General features: G+C 41.6%; 19 protein-coding genes and 1 pseudogene. 2 read left to right on the top strand and 18 right to left on the bottom strand.

Annotated elements, in window-relative coordinates; genetic code table 11:
* The first annotated feature begins 183 nt into the window (after window positions 1–183).
* On the top strand, window positions 184–1,086 hold the full coding sequence (locus J7I93_RS20945) for a branched-chain amino acid transaminase (RefSeq protein WP_214728189.1): 903 nt from the start codon (window positions 184–186) through the stop codon (window positions 1,084–1,086).
* Window positions 1,087–1,295: 209 nt separating this feature from the next.
* On the opposite strand, the gene J7I93_RS20950 is transcribed toward J7I93_RS20945, so the two are convergent.
* On the bottom strand, window positions 1,296–2,516 hold the full coding sequence (locus tag J7I93_RS20950) for an MFS transporter (protein WP_214728191.1): 1,221 nt from the start codon (window positions 2,514–2,516) through the stop codon (window positions 1,296–1,298).
* Window positions 2,517–2,642: 126 nt separating this feature from the next.
* Between J7I93_RS20950 and J7I93_RS20955 the strand changes: the two genes are divergently transcribed.
* Window positions 2,643–3,524: a LysR family transcriptional regulator gene (locus J7I93_RS20955; RefSeq protein ID WP_214728193.1), complete on the top strand. Its 882-nt coding sequence runs from the start codon at window positions 2,643–2,645 to the stop codon at window positions 3,522–3,524.
* A gap of 376 nt (window positions 3,525–3,900) precedes the next feature.
* Here the strand turns inward: J7I93_RS20955 and J7I93_RS20960 are convergent, their stop codons facing one another.
* The 17 genes and pseudogenes from J7I93_RS20960 to J7I93_RS21040 form a co-directional block, all read right to left on the bottom strand.
* Window positions 3,901–4,878, bottom strand: a complete 978-nt coding sequence (locus J7I93_RS20960; RefSeq protein WP_214988749.1) for an NAD(P)H-dependent flavin oxidoreductase — start codon at window positions 4,876–4,878, stop codon at window positions 3,901–3,903.
* A 221-nt stretch (window positions 4,879–5,099) separates the two neighbouring features.
* Window positions 5,100–5,891 (bottom strand): enoyl-CoA hydratase, encoded by a 792-nt coding sequence (locus J7I93_RS20965; RefSeq protein WP_214988748.1) that lies wholly within the window; start codon window positions 5,889–5,891, stop codon window positions 5,100–5,102.
* A gap of 13 nt (window positions 5,892–5,904) precedes the next feature.
* Window positions 5,905–7,464 (bottom strand): long-chain-fatty-acid--CoA ligase, encoded by a 1,560-nt coding sequence (locus J7I93_RS20970; protein WP_214728197.1) that lies wholly within the window; start codon window positions 7,462–7,464, stop codon window positions 5,905–5,907.
* A 404-nt stretch (window positions 7,465–7,868) separates the two neighbouring features.
* Window positions 7,869–8,906: a zinc-dependent alcohol dehydrogenase gene (locus J7I93_RS20975; RefSeq protein ID WP_214728224.1), complete on the bottom strand. Its 1,038-nt coding sequence runs from the start codon at window positions 8,904–8,906 to the stop codon at window positions 7,869–7,871.
* 53 nt (window positions 8,907–8,959) lie between these two features.
* Window positions 8,960–9,976: a zinc-binding alcohol dehydrogenase family protein gene (locus J7I93_RS20980; protein ID WP_214728199.1), complete on the bottom strand. Its 1,017-nt coding sequence runs from the start codon at window positions 9,974–9,976 to the stop codon at window positions 8,960–8,962.
* A 23-nt stretch (window positions 9,977–9,999) separates the two neighbouring features.
* On the bottom strand, window positions 10,000–10,995 hold the full coding sequence (locus J7I93_RS20985) for a zinc-binding dehydrogenase (protein ID WP_214728201.1): 996 nt from the start codon (window positions 10,993–10,995) through the stop codon (window positions 10,000–10,002).
* A gap of 60 nt (window positions 10,996–11,055) precedes the next feature.
* Window positions 11,056–12,447, bottom strand: a complete 1,392-nt coding sequence (lpdA, locus tag J7I93_RS20990; RefSeq protein ID WP_214728203.1) for a dihydrolipoyl dehydrogenase — start codon at window positions 12,445–12,447, stop codon at window positions 11,056–11,058.
* A gap of 10 nt (window positions 12,448–12,457) precedes the next feature.
* Complete coding sequence (locus J7I93_RS20995; protein ID WP_214728205.1) at window positions 12,458–13,774, bottom strand: dihydrolipoamide acetyltransferase family protein; 1,317 nt, start codon at window positions 13,772–13,774, stop codon at window positions 12,458–12,460.
* A 23-nt stretch (window positions 13,775–13,797) separates the two neighbouring features.
* Complete coding sequence (locus J7I93_RS21000) at window positions 13,798–14,772, bottom strand: alpha-ketoacid dehydrogenase subunit beta (RefSeq protein ID WP_214728207.1); 975 nt, start codon at window positions 14,770–14,772, stop codon at window positions 13,798–13,800.
* 13 nt (window positions 14,773–14,785) lie between these two features.
* Complete coding sequence (locus J7I93_RS21005; protein WP_214728209.1) at window positions 14,786–15,778, bottom strand: thiamine pyrophosphate-dependent dehydrogenase E1 component subunit alpha; 993 nt, start codon at window positions 15,776–15,778, stop codon at window positions 14,786–14,788.
* Window positions 15,779–15,808: 30 nt separating this feature from the next.
* Entirely contained in the window at window positions 15,809–17,059 is a 1,251-nt protein-coding gene (locus J7I93_RS21010; RefSeq protein ID WP_214988744.1) for a hydroxymethylglutaryl-CoA reductase, degradative, read from the bottom strand.
* 35 nt (window positions 17,060–17,094) lie between these two features.
* Complete coding sequence (locus J7I93_RS21015; RefSeq protein ID WP_214728211.1) at window positions 17,095–17,892, bottom strand: SDR family NAD(P)-dependent oxidoreductase; 798 nt, start codon at window positions 17,890–17,892, stop codon at window positions 17,095–17,097.
* 251 nt (window positions 17,893–18,143) lie between these two features.
* Window positions 18,144–19,466, bottom strand: coding sequence for a TRAP transporter large permease (locus J7I93_RS21020; protein ID WP_214728214.1), 1,323 nt, complete (start codon window positions 19,464–19,466; stop codon window positions 18,144–18,146).
* Window positions 19,459–19,977, bottom strand: a complete 519-nt coding sequence (locus J7I93_RS21025) for a TRAP transporter small permease subunit (RefSeq protein ID WP_214728216.1) — start codon at window positions 19,975–19,977, stop codon at window positions 19,459–19,461. The genes J7I93_RS21020 and J7I93_RS21025 overlap by 8 nt, the downstream gene beginning before the upstream one ends.
* Before the next feature lie 131 nt (window positions 19,978–20,108).
* The gene (locus J7I93_RS21030) at window positions 20,109–21,242 is read right to left on the bottom strand and encodes a TRAP transporter substrate-binding protein (protein WP_214728218.1); all 1,134 of its coding nucleotides are present in this window, start codon (window positions 21,240–21,242) and stop codon (window positions 20,109–20,111) included.
* A gap of 316 nt (window positions 21,243–21,558) precedes the next feature.
* Window positions 21,559–21,705: pseudogene (locus tag J7I93_RS25570) on the bottom strand (hypothetical protein); the annotation flags it as partial.
* 967 nt (window positions 21,706–22,672) lie between these two features.
* Window positions 22,673–23,551 (bottom strand): helix-turn-helix domain-containing protein, encoded by an 879-nt coding sequence (locus tag J7I93_RS21040; RefSeq protein WP_214728220.1) that lies wholly within the window; start codon window positions 23,549–23,551, stop codon window positions 22,673–22,675.
* Between the last annotated feature and the right edge of the window lie 108 nt (window positions 23,552–23,659).

The raw sequence follows: 23,659 nt of genomic DNA on the forward strand, positions 1-23,659 counted from the left end.
GGGTTTTGTCCCAGCCTCTTTTTGTTTGCATTATAAGCAGTTTCAAAAATGGTGCCTGACCCCTCTGTCCTTAACGTATTATCGTAGCCGGGGTCAGGCACGATTATTATGAAAAGATAAATAAAATTTTAGGATTCTAAATATAAATATAAAATAATATCTTTTGATGGGAGAAAAAATAAAATGTATGTGTTTGATCAGGGAAGAATTTTAAAAGAATCCCAAGTTTCTGTTAGCATAAGAAATAAAGGATTAAATTATGGGTTGGGATGCATTGAGGGGATAAGGGCTTTTTGGAATGATAGACAAAACCAGCTATATATTTTCCGCATCAATGAACATTATCAGCGTTTCCACGAATCTGGAAAAACACTTCATATTCAAGTCCCTTTTTCAATAAACAACTTAATTGATTGGACGATTCAACTTTTAAGAAAAAATAATTTCCGGGAAGATGTCTATATTCGTCCCATTTGCTATAAAGGAGCAAATTTAATTGGTCCTGGTTTGGCTGATCCTTTTAATCGTGTAAGTATGTATTGCACTAAATTGGAATATAAACCAAAGCCGGCTTTAAGGGTTTCTATATCTTCATGGAACCGTCTGGGCAATAATGTTATTCCCCCTCAGGCAAAGTCAACAGGAGGATACTTAAACTCTGCTTTAGCTACTACGGAAGCCATTTTGAATGGTTTTGATGAAGCTATTTTTTTAACAGATAAGGGGCATGTATCTGAGGGACCAGGTGAAAATATTTTTATTATAAAAAACAATAAATTGATTACCCCTCCCATTTCCGATAACATACTAGCAGGAATTACGCGGGATACTGTTATAAAAATAGCAACAAACATATTAAAGATCCCTGTTTATGAACAAAGTTTATCAAGATCTGAAATTTACTCGTCGGATGAAGTTTTTTTTACAGGCACAGCAATAGGCATAAAGCCGATAATAACCATTGATAATAGAATAATAGGGAAAGGCACCGAAGGCGATACTACGAAATATCTCAGACTATATTATGAGGATATCGTCAGAGGAAACAATCCAAGTTTCCTAGGTTATTGTACACAGGTATATTAGCGGTTATGATTTATAGGGCCGAAAAGAAGGTGCCTGTCCTCTTGGTCATTAATGCATTAACGGAGCCACCTTAAACTTAACAGACAGTTTTTGGTTTTCAATTTCTGTATGCACCTTCCGCATTCAACATAATGTAAGAAACAATCACTCATGCTTTGATGCAGAAGGATTATTCAAAGTAAGACTAGCCTTTAAATAAAACAATCTCTTTAAGAATACCTCTTAACCCTATACCCTTCCACAGCAGCGGAGTTCCCATGTTTAAGGCTAAGCGTAAGGAAATAGGCAATTCCAAGCAGAGCGCAAATCATTCCAATTACTCCGATCCAGCCATAATAACTCCAGAAAAAACCGCCCAACCAGCCAATTATGCTGGAACCGGTATAATAGAAAAGCAAATACATTGAGGCCGCTTGTGCTCTTGTATGAGAAGGAGCTTCAGCGGCCACCCAGCCACTGGCAACAGTATGACCAGCAAAAAATCCAAACGCAAAAACGGCAATTCCCAGGACCTTGATAAATAGATAATCGTTTAATGTCAATAATGCTCCCAGCCCAGCAAGCGCCATCGCCCATGCTATTACCTGCGTTTGTGGATATCGATCCATCAGCTTTCCAAATACTACAGAACTGTACGTACCTCCCAAGGTGACAAGAAATAGGAAGCCCAAAATAGACTGGCTTAAACTATAAGGTTCTTCGGTTAAGGGGTAGCAAATGTAATTAAGCATTGTTACATATACTCCAATTAATATAAAACCCACACCGTAGAGATTTAACAATTTTTTGCTTCTCAAACTTTTTTTGATATTTGACTTCCAGTTTGTAAATGATAGGGTAGCCCGCTTAAGATTTGCAGGCTTCGGAAGAAAAATTCCAAACCATATACTACACAAGAAACTTATTAATCCTAATGTAAACAAGGCCACACCCCAAGAAAAATAGTCGGTTAAAACACCAACCCAAACCCGTCCCAGAACTCCGCCGACAGCTGTTCCGCCTATATAAATCCCCACCACTCCCCCAATACTTCGGGGAGAAAATTCTTCATTTAAATAAACCACTGCTGATGCTAAAAAACCAGAAAGGCTGAATCCAATCAGCATCCTTGTTGCAAGCAATAATTCAAAACTGTCACCCAGTGGAGAAAGCATAGTAAGCAATGAAGTGCTAAAAAGCGAAAAACTCATTACCCTTTTCCTTCCCCATCGATTCCCAACGATGGGTATAATCAGCATACTTAACGCAAGGGCAGCTGTTGTAAAAGAAATTGTAAAGCTTGCGTTCGATGGAGATACCTGATATTGCTCAGAAAAGACGCTAATCAGCGGCTGGGGACAGTATAAAATTGCGAATGTAACCATACTCCCCAAAAACATGCAGATTAATGCCTGCCGATAGGTCTTAGTCCCTCGTTCGATATAGCTCATAAAATAACATCCCTCTCCCAATAGTCGTTAATTAAATTTTACGCTTTACATTCATATAACTTCCAATTTATTATTAACATCAAATTAATACCTTTTTGTAATAAGTAAGTATTGGAGGAATACATTGTGGAATGGCAGCACCTTGTTTATTTTCAAACTGTTGCTCGTTTTCAGCATATGACCCGGGCAGCGGAGTCCCTTTCAATTTCTCAGCCAGCTTTAAGCAGGTCTATTTCACGCTTAGAGGAAGAGTTAGGCGTTCCTCTTTTTGAACGACAAGGCCGTTCTATTATATTAAATCGGTATGGGAGCCTTTTTTTGAAACGGGTGGATAATATTTTGACGGAATTCCAAGAAGGAAAACAAGAGATACAGGATTTGCTGCATCCAGAGTCGGGAGAGGTATCCCTGGGTTTTCTGCATACTCTTGGGACTCATTTGATTCCAGACTTGATTGGAACATTCCGTGAGTCACATCCAAATGTGAAATTCCAGCTCACTCAAAATAACTCAGGAGTGCTGCTGGAAAAATTGGAAGCGGGAGAAATCGATCTTTGCTTAGTATCCGCTAATGAAAGCAATGTGAGAGTTCAGTGGGAAAAGTTATGGTCAGAGGAACTCTTGGCCATCGTACCTGCCGGACACCCGCTGGGGAAAAGTAAGACTATCTTGTTATCTGAACTTAAAGGGGATTCCTTCATCCTGCTGAAAAAAGGCTACGGGCTAAGAAAAGTTACGGATGACTTGCTTGCAGAAGCTGGAATCGTACCGCGTGTAACGTTTGAGGGAGAAGAAGTTACAACTGTTGCAGGTCTAGTGGCTGAAGGGCTTGGAGTATCACTCATTCCTGACATTAAGGGGCTGGATTCAAGTAAAGTATGTAAAATTCCAGTCCACTGGCCAACATGCGAAAGGGTGATTGGAATGGCATGGCTCGAGGGGAAATACTTGAGTCCGGCTACCATACAATTTAAACAATTTGTAACAGATTATTTTAATAAACTATAGTCCTCTTTTCACAATTGTGCTGTAGATTCTATTCTTCTGAAGTATTTACTGCATTTGTCAACCGAATTACCAAATGCGTCTCATATGCCTTGTATATGGCCGAACAAACTGGTATTCGGGATGACTATAAAAGAAACTTTAATATCCATGAAGTGGATTCGAAAAAAGGGGTCTGTCCCCTCAGTCTGGTACCTCTAACCTAAATTTAAGTTCCGCCCCATTACCTAAGTAACAAGTTTATCTTGGGCCTGAAACGTAAAAAGGAGTAAACCATTATAGGGAAATGATTTACTCCTTTATCCAATGCTTTTGAGATTAGTTTTCTCTGATTGCTTGCTCGGTTACTTTGAAACTATTTGTTATTGGATTCTCTCTTTTAATACTTATTAACTGAACGTTTCTTCAGTATATTAGCAACAGTTTTTTCATAAGACTCCTGAAGCTCTTGTACGATTTCAACGGTTGTCTGCACCTTCTTGACACTATGAACGCCTTGTCCGGCTGAGAGAATATCCTTCCAGGCTTTAGCTTCTGTTTCGTTCATTTTGGAAAAGTCAACTTCTTCTTTCTTTGTTAAATGATTTGGATCCAATCCGGCAGCTCGAATACTCGGAATAAGGTAATTTGCATTTATCCCGCTAAAAGCATCCGTGTAAATAAGGTCTTCCATAGATGAATCAATCAGCATTTTTTGATATTGCTCATTTGCGAAACTTTCTGCAGCCGCAATAAATCTCGTACCCATATAGACAAAGTCTGCACCAAGAGCTTCTGCAGCCAGGAGATCTTGTCCATTGGAGATGCTTCCCGCTAGAACCGTTATCCCATCAAAAAATTCTTTAACGGCACTTAAAAAGGCGAATGGATTAAGCGTTCCGGCATGTCCCCCTGCACCATTGCAGACTAGTATGAGTCCATCAACTCCTCTCTTTACTGCCTTTCTTGCATAAAACAGATTAATAACATCTGAAAATACCAGCCCATTGTATTCATGTACAATTTTGACAACAGGGCTTGGATCACCTAATGACGTAATAACAATTGGGGGTTGAAATTTTTTAATTAACTTCAGATCCTCTTCATACCTTTTATTGGAAGGGTGGGCGATAAAATTGACGGCCCATGGAGCAATCTTTTTATGCGGGTCAGCATCCTGTGCCTGCTGAAGCTCGTTTGTAATCTCAGCCATCCAGTTTTCTAATATATCAGCTGTAAGTGCATTTAATAATGGAAAAGATCCAATGACGCCATTTTTACAGCCTTCAACCACCATTTTAGGACTGGATACTAAAAACATCGGGGCCATTATAACAGGTAAAACGGTTTGCTCTAATCTAGCTCGATTTTGATTCACAACTTCACTCCTAGAATAGTAATCTATTGTTCGGTATCTCTCACGGGCATCATTCATTGACTATGATGACCATGAACCTCAAAAAACGAGGTTGGCGGGCATCATGCGTGCCCTATATGACAGTTAACCCCGAGAAGCAGTCCTAGGGCATTCAAGAGGATCTATAATCCTTGTAAAACGCTATACTTTAAAAAGTTTGACTTTTCAAACTTTCCTATCCGCTATTTATCCATAAAGTTAGCCGGCCGCTTTTGGATAAAGGCTTCAACCCCTTCTTTTACATCCTTTGTCTGAAAGACATAGCCAAAATATTCAGCTTCTGTTTCCAGACCTTTTTCCAGTGCTTGCTCATACCCTTCATCAATCGCTTGCTTCGCATAAGAAAGCACAGGCAATGAAAATCGGTTAATCTTTTTCGCCAGTTCCATAGCTTTCTCCAAGGACCTCCCTTTTGGAGCGATATGGTTCACAAGTCCAATTTGACAGGCTTCCTCAGCAGTCAGAGGTTCACCGGTATAGATGATTTCTTTTGCCCTTGCTTTCCCGACTAGCCGCGGAAGCCTCTGAGTACCGCCCGCACCTGGAAACAATCCTAATTTTATTTCGGGAAGACCGATTTTAACCTGTTCCTCAGCAATTCGAATGTCACAGCTTAAGGCCAGTTCGCAGCCACCCCCTAAAGCTAAACCATTGATCGCAGCAATGGTCGGCTGGGGGAGCCTCTCAATTTTATTAAGCGGCTCCTGAAGCCAAAGTGATTTTTGCTTGGCTTCCTCTGCCCCTTTTCCAATCCAATCAGGAAAGCTTTTAATATCCCCTCCAGCCATAAAGGCCTTTTCGCCTGCCCCCGTAAGAATAACAACCCTCACCTCAGGGTCCTTTCTAATTTCTTCCGTTGCAATGGACAATTGTTCAACAACACCCTTACTAAGGACATTCACTGGCGGATTATTAATGATGAGGGTTGCAATGCCATTTTGCTTTGACCATGAAACAGCTTGTATCGTCCCCAAATTCATTTCCTCCCTATCCATGATTCAGACCTCTATACTTGTTTCGCAGAACGAATTTTTGTACTTTGCCGGAAGGAGTTCGCGGTAATTCGTCCACAAAAATGACCTTTTTTGGTTTTTTGTAGCTGGCAAGTTGTTTTTTACAGTATTCAATTACTTCCTCTTCCGTAAGCTTCTTGCCCTCTTTTTTGACAATAACAGCGCATACCGCTTCAATAAATTTGGGGTCAGGAATACCAATAATGGATACTTCCTTTACTGCCTCATGCCGGAATAGTACATCCTCAATTTCAGCGGCATAGATATTCTCACCGCCGCTTCGAATCATATCTTTCTTTCGGCCCGCAATGGTCAGAAATCCTTCCTCATCGAATTTCCCTAAATCACCGGTTTTACACCAGCCATCCACAAATGTTGCCTTTGTTTCCCTTGGCTTTCCCCAGTAACCAGCGGATACGGCTGGACTTTTAATCGCGATCTCGCCCACTGCCCCTACAGGGAGAGGATTTCCGGAATCATCAATGATTTTAATTTCGGTCAGTGGTGACGGTTTACCAACTGTATGGCTTTTTTCAAAAACATCTTCGGGGTCAAGTGAAGCTGCGATCGGTGTTCCTTCTGTCAGGCCGTATACTTGTACAAGCCTCACATGCGGAAATTTCTTTTTGAGCTGCTGGAGTCCCCATGGCATAATTGGGTCTCCGCCCGTATAGATAACATTTAAGTTTTCAAGCTTATACTGATCGATTTCAGTCGAATTCAGCATTTCATAGATCATAAATGGAAAAAGGAAGCAGTCGGTGACTTTTTCACTCTCAATAACAGAAAGAATTCTCTCAATCTTAAATCCTTTGCTTTTGGTGATTAAAAGTGTGCCGCCCATCAGCATGATCGGCAATGCGATATCTTCCAATGCTGCCACATGATAGAGGGGTCCTGTTGTCATCCCCACTTCCTCACCAGTAAACTTCCATCTTAGCGCCTGCATGGACGAAAACCAGAATGTAGTTTCATGTGTCCAAATGGCTCCTTTAGGTCTTCCTGTTGTCCCGGATGTATACATCAGCATAACGGGATCTTTCATATTAATGCTAATTCCCTCGATCTCATCTGCAGAGCCGGTTTCTAATAGCTCCCATCCCTCCGACCAGCCGGGAATCTTTTCATCTTTATTTGGAAGACAAATGTATCGTTCAACTGAAACTTGATTGCGTATCTCCTCCAGCTGATGTACCAGATTTGAATGAAAGCACAATACCTTCGTTTTTGAATCATTTAATGCGTATTCAAATTCATCACTTGAAAGCCTAAAATTAAGTCTAACTGCAATTGCGCCAATTTTGGCAATCGCAAAGTATAGACCAATATACTCAAGGCAATTGTATAGAAGGATTCCGACGCTATCTCCTTTTTGCACACCCATATCACGAAGCTTATTCGCATAGGAGTTCGAAATGCGGTGAAGTTCCTTATACGTCCATGATTTACCCGCCTCTTCCTGGATTGCTATTTTTGCAGCACTTTTTGGATTTACATCGTTTGCCATTCTTCTTGTGATATAACCAACATCCAATTGATATCCCTCCTTATTAAATATTGAAATAAACTAGCAAAACCACTTCAGAATATTCCGATACTTTAATATATTGCTAGTCACACGCCAAAATAACGAACTTTTAAAAATGCTCACTAAACTTTCACTTCTATCCAGTCAGATATGAAGGATCCTCTTTCTATTTTTCGATCAAAACGGTTCTAAATAGGTTCTTTAAAAAGAAGGCTGTTTTCGCAAAGTTTGTTGCTTACAAACTTGTTTTAATTACTGAGTTGATTGGAGNNTTTATAGTCCAAAAACAACAACCTATACGAAAAGAACCAAAAAGAAAAAAAGAGCCGATCGTTTTCGACTCTAGCAAGCTCTATATGTAAGTTGTTCTTGCTGCTATAAAGGCAAGGTTCGTAATCAACAGCATTTTCTCAATCATTGTCATTATAAAGCAGCACCTTACCTGCCTGCTTTTGCTCACAAAGTTCAAAAGCTGCTTTCCAGCTGCTGAGCGGCAATTTATGCGTAATAATAGGCTGTAAGTTGGCTTTCCCGCTGCTTAATATTTCCATCACCCGCTCCCAAGTCGCAAGCGTATGGCCAAGAGAACCGTATACGGAAATTTCTTTATAGTGAATCAAATCATAATCTACCAAGATCTCTTTTCCCACAATCCCAGCCTGAATAAGTTTCCCCTTCTTCTTCAGTGAATTTAAACAATTCGCTACCGAAGGCGCAGAGCCTGCACATTCTATCGCCACATCGGCTCCTTTTGTACCAGTTTCTTCGGCAACTAGCTCTATAAGATCTTCCTTCAGAACGTCCACCGCCATATAGGCACCGACTTGTTTGGCGATTTCCCGCCGTTTTTGATCAATCGTCGTTCCCGCCACAATGACTTTGCAGCCTTTTGCAGCTAAAACGGCTGTACAGACTAATCCAATTGGGCCAGGACCTGACACAAGCACCGTATCTCCTAGATTAATAGAGGTCAATTCTTCAATCGAGTGAACGGCTACTGCTAATGGTTCTGTCAAAGCCGCTTCCTCAAGTGATATATGCTCAGGAATCTTGTAGACAACCTCATCCGGTACCACAACATAGTTTGTAAAACTTCCATTCATTCTTAAGCCCATGCCTTTTCTGTCGGCACATAGCATATAGTATCCCTTTTTACAGTTTGAGCACTTTTGACAGACCCCGGCACTTGATGGCAGGACTGTCACTCGGTCCCCTGCCTTGAATCCATTTGCGCTTTTCCCGACCTCAGAGATCACCCCGGAAAACTCGTGTCCCATAATGACAGGCGGGCTGCTCTTAAAGGTGTCATGATAAATATGAAGATCTGTCCCGCAAATTCCTGTATAGGCTACTTTTATTTTCACACTAGTTTCATCACAGGATGACTCAGGCACCTCTGCCAAACTTACATTCCCTACCCCGGATTGCAGTTTCATTAAGGCTTTCATCAATTATAGCCTCCATAACAGATTCATTTTTTTGAATGCAGCAAAAATAGAAATCAGATTTGCAAAATAATTTTATTTACCAGATGCGGCTCAAATTTGGCTAACCGGAACGCTTCATCTATTTGTTCCAGCGGCATTTTGTTGGTTATAAACTTATCGGCAATCTCATGATGCCGGGTGAGAAAATTAATGACCTCTGGGAATTTTCCTGCACTATTTCGGCTTCCATAGATTTCAACCTCTTTATTGGAGAATAAATAACCGGGGATACCGACTTTGTCTGTTGTTAAACCGGCAATCACAATTCTTCCTCCAGAACTTACTAACTCGATGGTCTGTTCCATTGTTTGTCTTAATCCTGCTGTTTCAATCACAATATTAGATCCTTCATTGTTCGTTAATTCCTTAATTGTATGGTTCACATTTGTGCCATTTGCATTGATTGTCACATCGGCGCCAAATAAACCGGCAAGTGCAAGTCTTTCAGGAATTATGTCCACAATCGTAACTTTTACCTCGTGAAGTGCTTTAAGTAAAATCAGCGCCGTCAACCCAATCGGTCCTGCTCCTAAAATCGTAACGGTATTTCCTGGCTTAACGCCTGCGCGGCTGACGATTTGTGCTCCAATGGTAAACGGCTCGACAATCGCTCCAGCTTCAAAACTCATTTTATCTGGAATTACATGTACATGATTCTCATCCACAACCGTATACTCTGCAAAACCGCCCGGACGCATAATCCCGATCAGCTCGAGATTAACACAACAATTCAGTTTATTGATTCGGCACGCATAGCATTCTCCGCAGGCGATAGCCGGTTCAATTACGACGCGATCGCCTGTCTTTAGTTTGGTGACCTCACTGCCAGCAGTCTCCACAACTCCGCTTAGTTCGTGGCCATGGACATGGGGGTACTTTGCATATGCATAAGTCCCGTCATAAATATGAATATCACTTCCGCAGATTCCCGCATTTACTATACGCACCATCACATCGTTTGGTCCAGGTGCAGGTTTTGGCACTTCTTGAACCTCAATTCCAAATGGCGCACTCATAACCGCAGCTCGCATTTTCTCACCTTCCACACACATGCTTATTCACCAATCTTTATCGCTATTTTTCCAAATTGTTTGCCATCATCCATTCTTTCAAAAGCCTTCTGCGTTTCAGACAGCGGAAAAACATGATCCACAACAGGCTGTATCCTATGCTTTGTAATAAAAGCAAGCATTTCTCTAAACTCATCATGGCTGCCCATTGTTGTTCCTAATAAATTTAATTGGCCATAAAAAAACTGGCGCAGATTAATCCCGATTTCATCTCCTGTTGTCGCACCAAACGTAACCATCGTTCCGCCGGGCTTGAGCATTTCGAGAGACCTGTTAAACGTGGCGGTTCCAATGCTTTCAATCACTAAGTCTGCCTTTTCCTGCTGAAGCTGTACTCCCCAATCTTCATTTGTATCAATAGCAGCATCTGCACCCAGTTTGATCGCTTGGTCTCTCTTTTCTTCGGAACGAGAACTCACGATTACCTTTGCGCCGATCGCCTTCGCAAATTGCAATACAAAAGTCGCCACACCGCTCCCGATCCCGGGGATAAAAACGGTATCTCCTTCCGCTGCTTTTCCTCTTGTAAATAAAGCCCGGTAGGCAGTCAATGCCGCAAGCGGCATTACTCCCGCTTCCTCCCAGGAGAGATATTTTGGTTTATACTCGATATTTTCAATCGGAAGAACGATACTTTCGGAAAATGTCCCATGGTCAGGAAACCCTAAAATCCGGAAATCGCTCGGCGGGGCGGGGCTCTTTTCCATCCAGCCGATGCTAGGATTGATCACTACTTCATCACCGATGGAAAATCCATTTGTCTTTTCTCCAATCTCGGTGATCACGCCTGCACCATCCGAGCCGAGGATAATCGGCGGTTCTTCTTCGTTTCTACTGCTGATCACAAATAGATCACGATGGTTTAATCCTGCGCATTTTAGCTGTACTCTAACTTGTCTCTCCTTGAGGGGGATTTCAGGAAAATCGCGATAGGAGGCTCCTGCTAACCCGCTTGGCCCATTATGCATAAATACTTTCAATCTTTTCACTCCTAAAATACTTATTTGCTCTTAGACAGGAAAAAGGGAAACGTGCTGTCACTATGTGGTTAGCTGCAGCTGTGTTTTTTCCAGCCAGGCTTTGGCTGCTTCAGAAAAGCCTTCAGATAAGGATGGATGCGGGTGAATAAGATTTGCCAGTTCCGTTACAGTTCCTTCCAGAGAAATAAAGGTTGCTGCTTCTGAAATCATTTCTGTCGCGTTTGGTCCCACAATAACAATCCCGAGAATTTCTTTATGAACCTCATCGGCAATGATTTTAATAAAGCCGGTTCTTTCATCCATCGTAAAAGCCTTCCCATTTGCACTGAAAGGATAGCTCTCTGTACGAATCCGTAATCCCTTTTCCTGTGCCTCTCTTACCGATAAACCGACACAGGCAACCTCTGGATAAGTATAAATACAGCGGGGAATCACCTTATAATCTATTTCCTTATATTGATTGATGGCATTGGAAGCTGCTGTAATCCCCTCTGCACTGGCAGTATAAGCTAACTGGTAACGTCCAAGCAGGTCGCCAACCGCGTATATATTAGGATAACTCGTCTCCATTTGGTTGTTAACTGCAATCCAGGGACCGTTCATTTGTAAATCAAGATGAACAAAATCAGTAATGTTCGGAACACGTTCAGCCGCAATCAGAATTTCAGCTGTCTCGAGCCTAATTAAACCACTGTCGCTGGATTGCACTTCCAATCTTTTTTTACCGTTTTCACAAATAACTCTTTTGACTTTAGAAGCAGTATGGACCTTCACTTTTTGGGAACGGAGCTTTTTGCTAAGAAACTCATCAATCTGCGGATCCTCGTTTGGCAGTATGGATTCTCCCTCAGTTATCAAATTCACCTCAACATTCAGGCTGGAAAAAATACTGGCAAATTCCACACCGATGTAGCCACCCCCCAAAATAGTCAGCGAGGCCGGAAGTTCTTCCAGCTCGAAGATGCTTTCACTTGTATGAAAAGAGACCTGATCAAGCCCCTCAATCGCAGGAAAAGCCGGACGCGATCCTGTCGCTAAAATCATTTTCCCGGCATGAATCCGCTCTTCTTTTCCAGAAGAAATAATGGAGACCTGATTATTTGGCTGGGGAGTGCCTGTTCCTTGATAAAAGTCTACCTGCGCATTTTTTAATAAAGCGGAAACCCCTTTTTGCAAGCTTTTTACCACTATATCCTTGCGCTTTCTGAGCTTTTTATAGGAGAAGCTGACATCGCCGGCCTCTATGCCCCACTTTTTCGCTTTTTGAATCACTTCCAGAACCTCTGCAAAACGCAAAAACGTTTTAGATGGGATACAGCCGCTATTTAAGCAGGCGCCTCCCAAATGTTTTTTTTCAATCAGCGCCACTCGGGCGCCGTGTTTGGCAGCGTACTCTGCGGCAATATAGCCGCCGGGTCCGCCGCCAATGACTGCAACATCATACTTTTTCATGGACGACACCTCATATGAATAATTCGTACGGGTTTTCCAGGGCATTCTTTAAATCCGTTAAATATCTTGCTGCCGCCGCCCCATCAATCACACGATGATCGAATGTAAGATTAAAGGTCACCTGGCTAACGGTCTGAATTGATCCTTCTTTTTGCACGAGCTGATCACGGATCCTGCCAATTCCGAGAATAGCTGATTCCGGCTCATTGATAATCGGATTGAATGAATCAACTGCAAACATTCCTAAATTACTGATTGAAAACGTCCCGCCTGAAATTTGTTCAAATGAAAGCTTGTTTGCCTGGGCAGCACGAACCAGCCTCTTCGTTTCAGTTGTCAGTTCACTCAAAGTCTTTTTATCTGCATCCTTTACAACAGGTACAACTAAACCATTTGGTACATCTACAGCCACTCCAATATTGACAGCAGAATGAAGCTCAATCTTGTCGCCTCTGAAGGAAGAGTTTAAGATCGGATGCTTTTTTAATGTATGAGCAGCAAATTTAACGAAGATATCCGTATAGGAAATTCTCAATCTTGTCCTTTTCTCAATTTTAGGCAGCAGGTCTTTTCTGAGAGCCACAGCCTCAGTCATATCAATATCGCAGTGCAAGGTTACCTGCGGAACATTTTGGGCACTGTGTGTCATTCGATCGCCGATGATTTTACGAAGGCCATCATAGTTCATATATTGTTTTTCCTGGCTTTGCTCTAGAACTAATACGTCCTGTTTTTGGATTTTCCCTTTATGTCCCGAACCTGGGATCGTTGTAAGGTCTTTTTCCTGCTGTTTTGCAATTTCCTTTGCAAGCGGAGTTGCCTTTTTACGATTTTTCAAGATTAATTCAATATCTCTGAGCTGAATCCTTTGATTCGGTCCAGTACCCTTGACCTCCCGAAGATCAATGCCGTTAACGGCAGCCAGCTTTCGAGCTGCAGGGGTCCGGCGAGGCCTGCTTTGAAGTGGTTCCGTTAGACGAACCGCTGTTTCTCCTGCTTTTCCCTGTGCTTCATCCATTGAATTTGCGGTTATTTCAGCTGCACTTTCATTTTTTGGCCCTTCATTTGCCGCTTCCGGAATCCTTGCCCCTGCTTCGCCTATGTAAGCAATCGGCTTTAACACATCAACCTCCGTATCAGCCCCATAGCATCTTTTTAAAAGAATCCCGGAGGATGTCGCTTCCACTTCCATATTTATTTTATCGGTCATAATTTCCAGTAAAGGTTCACCTTTTTCTACCTGATCGCCTTCATTTTTAAACCAGCTGAGAATGGTTCCTTTTTCCATCGATGCCCCTAATTTAGGCATTATTACTTCTTCTGCCATGTTCGAATCACCTCCTATAAGGACTAAAACAACGATTTGATTGACTGGATAATATCATCAACTTGAGGAACTGCTTTCTTTTCCAGCTTCGGATTGTATGGAATCGGAACAGCCTTCCCGCCAAGTCTCTTGACTGGGGCATCTAAATAATCAAACGCTTCACTTTCTGTAATCATACTGGCAATTTCTGCACCATAGCCGCCTCTTTGGACAGCCTCATAGACAACTAATGCACGGCCTGTCTTTTTAACGGACGATACAATCGTTTCAACATCAAGAGGAACGAGAGTCATTGGATCGATAACTTCCACACTGATCCCTGCCTGTTCTAATTTTGCGGCAGCCTCTAATACCCGGTGAACCATCAAGGAGGTTGCAACTACTGTTACATCGCTACCTTTTCTCTTAATGTCTGCCTTTCCAAGAGGAATTGTATAGGACTCTTCTGGCACCTCACCTTTTATGCCGTACAATAATTTATGTTCATAAAATAACACTGGGTTATCGTCCTCTAATGCAGCTCTAAATAACCCTTTCGCATCATAAGGAGTCGAAGGCTGCACTACTTTTAATCCTGGAATATGGGTCATCCATGCTTCTAAACTCTGTGAATGCTGCGCGGCAAATCCCAGTCCGGACCCGCCAGGAAGGCGAATGACCATCGGTACCTTTGCCTTGCCGCCAAACATATATCGTAATTTAGCAGCTTGATTGACAATCTGGTCAACTGCACAGGTGACGAAATCCGAAAACTGAATTTCCAAAATTGGCCGCATGCCAGTTACGGCTGAACCTACTGCAAGCCCCGTAATGGCAATTTCAGAGATCGGTGTATCAACAACCCGCTCAGGTCCCAGCTGATCGACAATCCCGTTTGTCACACCGAAAGCACCGCCAAAGATGCCAACATCTTCACCTAAGAGATATACATTTTCATCTGCCTGCATTCCTTGAATCATAGACTCTTTCAACGCTTCAGAATATGTGATTGATCTCATTTTTACTTCCTCCTTAAGCATAGACATCGTCCTCTAGTGTATCGATTGATGGTTCAGGGCTGTTTTCAGCAAATTCAATGATACTCTTTATCTCTTCTTCTACATTCTTCTCTATTTCAGCAATCTCTTCTTCCGTAATTCTTCCTTGTTCTAAAAGCTGATTTTTGAAAAGTTTAATGCCATCGCGATTCTTTATCCAATCCTGTTCCTCTTCTCGGGTGCGGTATTTTCTGGCATCGCTTCTTGAATGGCCTTTCCATCTGTAGGTTTTTGCTTCAATAAGCGTAGGTCCTTCACCATTTCTGGCCCGCTCGACTGCTTTTTTGGTGACATTCAGAACATCGAGAACGTTTGTTCCATCTACAACTTCCCCTGGAATCCCGTATGAGGCTGACCGCTCTGCAATATTTTCGATGTTAACCATGTCCTTGATTGACCCTGACATTCCATACTGATTATTTTCACAAAAAAAGATAACAGGCAGGTTCCAGATGGATGCAAGATTTAAAGATTCATGGAAGCTTCCCTCGTTGGTAGAACCATCTCCAAAAAAGACTAAAACAACATAGCCTAGATTTTTTTTCTTCGATGTAAAGGCAGCGCCGCAGGCTAAAGGAAGACCTCCGCCTACAATTCCTGTTGCTCCGAGATTGCCGACATCCAGATCCGCGATATGCATGGATCCGCCTTTCCCTTTACTGTGTCCAGTCGCTTTTCCCAGCAGTTCAGCCATCATTTTTTTGACATCTGATCCTTTCGCGATGGAGTGACCATGTCCCCGGTGGTTGGTGGCAATCATGTCTTTTTCTTCTAAAGCAGTACATGCCCCAACCGCTGTCGGTTCCTGTCCAATGCATAAATGCATGGTGCCTGGAATTTTTCCCTGCATAAAAAATTTTTCGACTTCTTCTTCAAAGCGCCGGATTAGAATCAGTTGATACAGCATTTTTTTCAATGAATGTTGATCAACCGCTGCTGAATCAATCGGATTTACTGCAGATGACATAAAAAAACCGCCTCCTGAATTGAAATGAATTTATATAGTTGGCTGATTCAGAATTTCTTTTGCTCTGTCCAACCGTATATTTCCTTCCTTGACCATAATGCTCACTACCTCATCAATTTGACTGATGTCAGCTCCGGCCATCATCGCGATATTGCGGGCATGAAGCTTCATGTGGCCAGCCTGGATTCCCTCTGTTGCGAGTGCTCTTAAGGCTGCAAAATTTTGCGCTAATCCTACAGAAGCCATAATTTCTGCCAGTTCTTTAGATGTTTTCACCTTCATGATTTTTAGATTTGATTGCGCCTTCGGATGAAGAGAAATCGTTCCGCCAACTGTCCCAACCGCTAAGGGCAGTTCAATAGTGCCAATCAATTCTCCTTCTCGATCTTTCTCCCATGTCGTTAAAGAAGAATAATGTCCAGAAATGGCTGCATAGGCATGGGCACCTGCTTCAACTGCCCTTGTATCGTTACCGGTAGCTAAAACGACAGCGCTGATTCCATTCATAATCCCTTTGTTATGAGTGGCCGCTCGGTAGGGATCCGCCTTTGCAAAACGGTAGGCATTTATAATTCCATCTACCGCTGCTTGTCCTATATCACTTTTTCGAATTTTGCATCTAGATCGTGCCAAGCGCTGGTCTGCTAAATTAGAAATAATTCGTAAATAAACCTTTCCGCTTGTGATTTGTTCAAGCATTGGCGCGATACTCTCAGCCATCGTATTAACCGTATTCGCTCCCATTGCATCCTTTGTATCAACTAGCAAATGAACAACAAGCATCGGTCCATCCTGATGATCAATCACGCGGACCTCTAAATCCTTTGGACCCCCGCCTAAACTGACCAGAATAGGGTCTTTTTTGCGGGCTGTTTCAAGAAGCTCCTCTTTTTGTTCCAGGATTTTCAGTTTCGCTCCAAAAACATCCTCACAATTGACAATTTGAATCTGTGAAAACATAATGGAGCCTGTTGTCGAGGCAAAGAAGCCGCCCGAAGGTTTTGCAAGCTTTGCCGCATGACTCGCTGCAGCCACCACAGATGACTCCTCAACTGCCATGGGTACAATGGTCTCCTTTCCATTGACCACAAAGTTTAAAGCAACACCTAGAGGAACCTCCATCACGCCGATACTGTTTTCAATAAAGGAACTGGTTCGGCTTTCCCCTAAATAGCCAAAGTTTGCATATCCCTGTATTTCATCCTCAGTCAAGGAAGCATGCGCGCGAAGGGTATCGTGCTTTTCCTGCATGGTTTTTTTATAAAATTTTTTCGGTTCCAAACGATCTCTCCCCTTCCTTCGACACTATGAAGCTATTAATGATCTGTTTGATACAGTCCCATTTGTTTGGTAAAATAACGGAGTCCGCCACCAGCTTGAAGCCCTCCATCCACTGTAAGTTCTGTTCCGGTGATAAAAGATGATTCATCTGATGCAAGGAATAGTACAGCTTTCGCTATTTCTTCCGGCTTGCCGTACCTCTCAAGGGCGACAGCATTTGAGAAACCTTCTAACATGTCCTTGACATCGGAGGTCAAATCAGTCCATGTAAAACCGGGATGGATAGAATTGACCCGGATCCCCCAATCACTTAGTTCCATTGCAGCCGCTTGTGTCATTCCGCGGACAGCCCATTTCGATGCCGTATAAGGCCAGGCAAAGTACCCGGTCAGCCCGGCGATGGAAGAAATGTTAATGATGGAGGCCTTACCGGACTTTTTCATCAATGGGGCACAGTGTTTCATCCCTAAAAAAACACCTGTCTGATTGACCTCTATCAGGTTATTCCAATCTTCGAGCGTGCATTCTAATAATGTCACTCTTTTTACAATTCCTGCGTTATTTACCAATACATCCAATTTGCCGAATATTTCGTCAATTTCAGACACGAGTAATTCCCATTGCTTCTCGTTCGTCACATCCAGTTCCCGGCAAACGATCTTACAGCCAAACTTAGTTCGCAGCGCTGCCGCCGTCTCCTCCATCTCCTCTTTTCTAATATCTGCAATAATAATCGCGTCTGCCCCTTCTTTGGCAAACTCATAACAGTCATTCGCCCCTAAACCGCGGGCACCGCCTGTCACTAATACGACCTTACCGTCCATCCTGCCCATACTTTGGACCTCCTCTGGCATAGTTTTTATCCTATTAGCTAACTCTATTAAAAGCCTGTGCTGCTGACTAATAAGCCTTAAACCCTAAGTCTTAGCCACCGCCAGCAATCATCATCCTCGTTACTTCACTTGCAGCTGATTTAACAAGCGTTTCTTGAATGTTCTCTCAATGAAATTCCACGTCGAGCATTGACTCAAATGGATATTTTGAAAAATTATCTTAACGTTTGTTAGTTAGAAAGTTTCCTATCTTATAACTTTGACATATTCGGCAGCCACATGACAATGTCTGGGAATACTGTAATAAGTGTGGTCACAATCAGCATGATGATGACAAACGGGATAATACCCTTGTAAATATCGGTCATTTTGACTTCCGGAGGCACAATTCCCTTCAGGTAGAACAAAGCAAACCCAAACGGCGGTGTTAAGAATGAAGTCTGCAGTAATACAGCGAACACGGTTACTACCCAGATCAGATCAAAATTATATAGCTCAAGAAGCGGCAAGAAGATCGGCATAATGATCATAACGATTCCAATCCAGTCGATAAACATTCCCAGAATAAAGGAAATCAGCATCATAGCAATGAATACGCCCCACTTGCTTAAGCCAAGATCCACTACAAAGTTTTGAATGAGAGTATCTCCATCTAGAGCCAGGAAGATAGAGGTAAAGGCTGTAGCACCAACGATAATAACAAGAGCCATCGCGGTTATTTTGGCTGTATCATAAACAGCATCAGCCAGCATCTTCCAGGTAAACCTTTTATAAGCAATCGCCATCATCAGTGATAAAAACGCTCCTACTCCAGCTGATTCTGTTGGCGTCGCCACACCTGTAAAGATTGTCCCAAGTACGGCGAAAATTAATATCATCGGTGGTACTAGATTCACAAGACTCCCGATAATAACCTTTCGCATTGGCATATCTTTCATTTCTTCTTTTGAAACAGCTGGACCCCAATCCGGGTTTTTCCAGCAGGCAATCAGTACATAGACACAATAAGCACCCGCGAGCATTAAGCCGGGAACAATAGATGATAGAAAGAGTTTTCCCACTGATACTTGAGCCTGTGCACCTAAAACAATTAACATAATACTTGGAGGAATGAGGATTCCCAGTGTACCCCCAGCGGCGACAACTCCTGAAGCTAATCGTTTATCGTACCCATACTTTAATAGAACCGGCATTCCCAGGACACCCATAGTAACGATCGAAGCCCCAACGATTCCAGTTGTGGCGGCAAAAATAGTCGAAACAACAATAACGGTTAAAGCCACTCCGCCACGTAGAGGGCCTAATAAATATCTCATGTATTCGAACAAACCATCTGCAACCCTTGAAGATGATAGAAAATTCGCCATTAAGGTAAAGAGCGGAATCGCAACAAGTGTATAATTGGACATGGTTCCAAAAATACTATTTGAAAAGATATCGAATACTTGCGGTCCCCAGCCAAAGACACCTGCGATAACACCTAGTCCGCCAAGAACAAATGCCAGGGGGTGCCCAGTCGCTAAACCGATAATTAAACCGATAAACATACTAAAAATGATAATGGCTTCAATCATGGCTCTCCTCCCCCTCAGCTAAAATAACAATCCGTTTGATCATTTCCGAAATCCCTTGTAATAATAGGAAGAAAAACGCCACTGGAATAATTGCTTTGAAAGGGTACACTGGCGGAGCGAATGCTGTCCAGCTCACTTCCTTTTGCAGCCAGGAAATCCAGGCAAATTTGGAACTTCCGTAAAGAACACCGATTACAAAAGGCATAAAGAAAATCGAATACGTAATAAGATCCAGAATCGCTTGTTTCTTCGCAGAAAATTTTTCGTATAGCATATCTACAGATACCATGACCTTATGAAGCACACCATAAGCGGATACCATCATAAAGTGAAAGCCAAACACCATGGTTGTGACCTCGAACGTCCAAATAGTCGGGCTGTTAAAAATTCTCCTGCTGACGACTTCGTAGACGACTAGCAGCATCATGATAATAACGGACCAGCTGGAGACCTTCCCCACCCAATCATTCGTTTTATCTAGAAACTTGGAAATCTTTTTGAGAGCATTCACCTGTTCCCCTCCTTTTTTAAATGAGCTTCTCATTCCTGGCCCGGGCAGTTGTCCCTCTTTCCAATCTAGAAAAGAAAAGAGGGGTACTGACTGACCGTTTATTTGTGATGCTTTCGATAGATTACTTGAACTTATTCAGCTACTTTTGAATTGTTTCCGAAGCTCCAATCTCCTTGAAGATCCCTATACGGAGCGTACATTTTTAAGTATTCTAATTGGTTATTTAACACTTTCTCAAAATCAGGGTTTTCACTGGCAAGCTTTTCTACAATTGCACTTACCATATCGTGAAGCTTAGCCATTTCTTCGTCAGAAAGCTCCGTCGTTTCAATTCCATATTCATTTACCATTCTCTGTGCTGCTTCTGCATCATTAAAAGCGTATTGGCTTGCATTTTCGGTTTGAGCTGCTTTGCTTGCTTTTTCAACCACTGCTTGTAAGTCTTCCGGTAATTTTGCCCATGCGTCCTTATTGATCATGGCTCCATAAATTGAGCTTGTTTGGTGGAAGCCAGGAGTTAACCAGTATTTTGTCACTTCATACATTTTTGTCACTTCATCACTGTATGGAGAGCTATATTCTGCTGCATCGATAACACCGCGCTGCAATGCTTCATAAATTTCTTGAGTGGCTAATGTTACTGGAGTTGCACCTAACTGCTTGATCAGTTCGCTTTGAATTAAGCCAGCCATTCGAATCTTCATGCCTTTTAAATCTTCAAGGCTTTCAATTGGCTTATTTGATCTAATACCAGACTCCATTCCTGAAATCGAGTGAGGGAAATAAATCGTATTGAATTTCCCATAAATTTCATTATAGGCTTCCATTCCGCCGCCTTGATTAATCCACAAGAAATAATCCCAGTTTGTTAATCCCATTGCTTGAGATCCTAATAATTCAAAGGCTGTGTTTTTACCTGACCAGTAGTTCGGCCAGTCTCCGCCCATTTCCACTGTTCCGCCGCTTACAAGGTCTAAAACCTGGTTCGCTGGTGCTAACTCTCCAACACTGTGCAATTTAATATTCAATCTCCCATTACTTAACTGATTAACAAGATTGACAAACCTTTCATCTTGTTCATACTGCAAGCTTCCTTCTGCCCAAACACTGGCCATTCTCCAATTAAACGATTCGCCGCCGCTTCCACTGTTCGAACTTGATGATGAATCACCTTTAGAGGCTGGGGTACTATTATTTAAACAGCCCGCTAATAGTAAAACTAACATCATCGTAAACATTAAAACTATCGATTTTTTTGACCTCAATTCTAATCCCCCCTAATTAATTTGTAAGCATTTTCATTCGATGGCAAACTAACTGACACGACCACCCCCCTTAAGGAAAAAGCACAAAAACGGTCCTTTAGTATGACTTTATGACAAGTTGCTCTTTATTTTTATAAATTTTTTTATTGGCTGTCTTTTTTTAGAGGCAAGTTGAAAGAGTAGAGGTCTATCAAGAAGTGTGGCTTTTCTAACGAGGAACTTTCTAGCATCTATTTTTACGGATCAGCTCTTTCTCCTTTTTATAGACAAGGATACCCACATCTGCCCATTTTTTTGTTCGCCCCGTGCCCTCCCTCTAACGCTTCTCGTTTTCAGGGACGATCTTTTTTGCCGGTCCAATTTCCTCAGAACTGGCGGAGAATAAAGAGTTGATATTGTATAGCTGCTTGGGGTGAATCGCCATTTTCTGCATAAATCCAAAACCTTTATCTGCCTTAGTCTCACTTTCAAGCCCGTCTCGATCGGCGAATCAGCAAAAACAGTATCGATTTGCTCCTTGTTGCCTGTCTACTAGTTGATCCATTAAAATGTATATGCTTGACTATTAAACATATTCTATTTTTTCTTTAACAATCAAAAAAAGGCTGCTAAGGCGGCAGCCAGGGCTTTTAACTCTTTCATCTATGAGAAGCAAATCTGGTAAAATCTTGAGTAAGTATCTGGTTATAATTGAACTGTACGATTCAATTAATTAAAACTATATACAAAAAAAACGCACAGCTTCCTCACTGTGCGGCAATAACGCAGCCAGGGACAGGCAGCGTTTTCCTAGATCAAAATGCGTATGAAATTCATCTAGAAGCGCAATTAATTTTTTCAATTTACTCTAATCTTGTCTTATCTTCTGTTACATGAATCATCTGGCACAGTTGCTTATTTATTGGAGTTGGTATATTATATTTCCTTCCCACTTTACCAGTTCAGGCACTCTTTTGCGGTGCATTACACTCTAAATGGCGGTGATGAAGAATCACTCATTATACTAAAAACAACTTGAGCTAACGGTGGGAGCAAAAGAAGATAAGCCCTCCAAACCATTGTAGTACCAAAACTTTTTAAAGCTGTGGCAAAAGCCATTGATATAAATTCCAATTAATTCCAATGTATTAATATAATTAAGGAGGTCATCTGTAGAAATGATAGTTTAACCCTTGTTTGAGTAGTTTGTATGGTAAAACGAAGCCATTGTAACTCTTCGAATGAGTGAATATCGGGGATCACTATGTATTTTTTTACAGATATTCTGTATATTTATATATTACCTTATTCTTAAATCGTTAGAAAAATTTACGATTTTTTTCTTTTCAATTAAGGAGGTATGTGTAATATGAAAATTGAGCGTTTATCAAATGTAAGTATTTTTAAAGCTTAAAGGCTAATTGATTATTGGTTTCTTCAACAATATTGACTTAATCATCAATGGAAACATGTTTCCACGATTTTCCCTGACTTATTTTACTGATAGTCATTTGTTGAACATTAAATTGGTCTGCGATTTTGGATTGTGAAATGCCTTTTTTAAGCAATTTTTTGATTTCTCTTACTTGATTCTCATTTAATTTACTCCTTGGGCCAGTTGTGATTAAGTCATCATATTCTGTTTTTAACCAAGCCCATGATTGTTTGTACTTAATATGGTTTATAACATCCTTTCTCACATTGAACTGTTTTGCAATTTTTGGAGCAGGAACCTTTTCAGCCAATAACCGTTTAATCTCAATTACTTGTGCTTCTGTAACTGTCACCCTACTGACAAATTGCTCACCTTTTCCCCCACCCCATACTTCTTCTCTAAAAGTGCAAGGTGGATCGCCTTCATATACATGTGTCCATGCATCACCATAATTTATGTGTTGAACAGTCTTTATACTTGTTCCGACTTTTTCTGCAATCTCTTTAAATGACATAATATTTTTTCTAAGCAGGTCAACAATTTCTTTAGCTTGTTCATCAGTAATTAATGAATTGTGGTTTTTTTCACCTTTTCTACCATCGTATCCAATAGTTCCATCCCCACCTAAAGTAGAGTTATAGCCATTGTTAAAGGAATCATAAAAGGCAATCCAGTATTTTTCTTTCTCTTTTAGATCACCGTAAAAAATGGCAGAATCAATGACATCCCATGTGAAGGCTTCAAAGCCATACTTGCGTAAAGCATGATGAAAATGAAAATAGCCTCCACTGTTCATTTTTGATCTATGTTCCCATACTCTTCTTGTAAGTGATTTTGAAGTTAAGCCAATGTAAACCTTTCCATTTACAGTATTTGTTGCCTTGTATATTATCACAATATTCATTCCTTACTGAATTTCATTTGATCATCTCTTTTCATTATTTGCCCAAAGTAATATAAAAGAACCATCTTTTGATGGTTCTTTCAGTTTGTAGACAAAAAG

It is taken from the genome of Bacillus sp. ISL-47 (assembly GCF_018613175.1).
In the GTDB taxonomy this organism is placed as follows: Bacteria; Bacillota; Bacilli; order Bacillales; family Cytobacillaceae; genus Cytobacillus.

Bases quoted from the DNA above. Each gene is read 5' to 3' on its own strand.
- J7I93_RS20945 (WP_214728189.1), top strand. From the start codon at position 184: ATGTATGTGTTTGATCAGGGAAGAATTTTAAAAGAATCCCAAGTTTCT.
- J7I93_RS20950 (WP_214728191.1), bottom strand. From the start codon at position 2,516: ATGAGCTATATCGAACGAGGGACTAAGACCTATCGGCAGGCATTAATC.
- J7I93_RS20975 (WP_214728224.1), bottom strand. From the start codon at position 8,906: ATGAAAGCCTTAATGAAACTGCAATCCGGGGTAGGGAATGTAAGTTTG.
- J7I93_RS20980 (WP_214728199.1), bottom strand. From the start codon at position 9,976: ATGCGAGCTGCGGTTATGAGTGCGCCATTTGGAATTGAGGTTCAAGAA.
- lpdA (WP_214728203.1), bottom strand. From the start codon at position 12,447: ATGAAAAAGTATGATGTTGCAGTCATTGGCGGCGGACCCGGCGGCTAT.
- J7I93_RS20995 (WP_214728205.1), bottom strand. From the start codon at position 13,774: ATGGCAGAAGAAGTAATAATGCCTAAATTAGGGGCATCGATGGAAAAA.
- J7I93_RS21000 (WP_214728207.1), bottom strand. From the start codon at position 14,772: ATGAGATCAATCACATATTCTGAAGCGTTGAAAGAGTCTATGATTCAA.
- J7I93_RS21005 (WP_214728209.1), bottom strand. From the start codon at position 15,778: ATGTCATCTGCAGTAAATCCGATTGATTCAGCAGCGGTTGATCAACAT.
- J7I93_RS21015 (WP_214728211.1), bottom strand. From the start codon at position 17,892: ATGGGCAGGATGGACGGTAAGGTCGTATTAGTGACAGGCGGTGCCCGC.
- J7I93_RS21020 (WP_214728214.1), bottom strand. From the start codon at position 19,466: ATGATTGAAGCCATTATCATTTTTAGTATGTTTATCGGTTTAATTATC.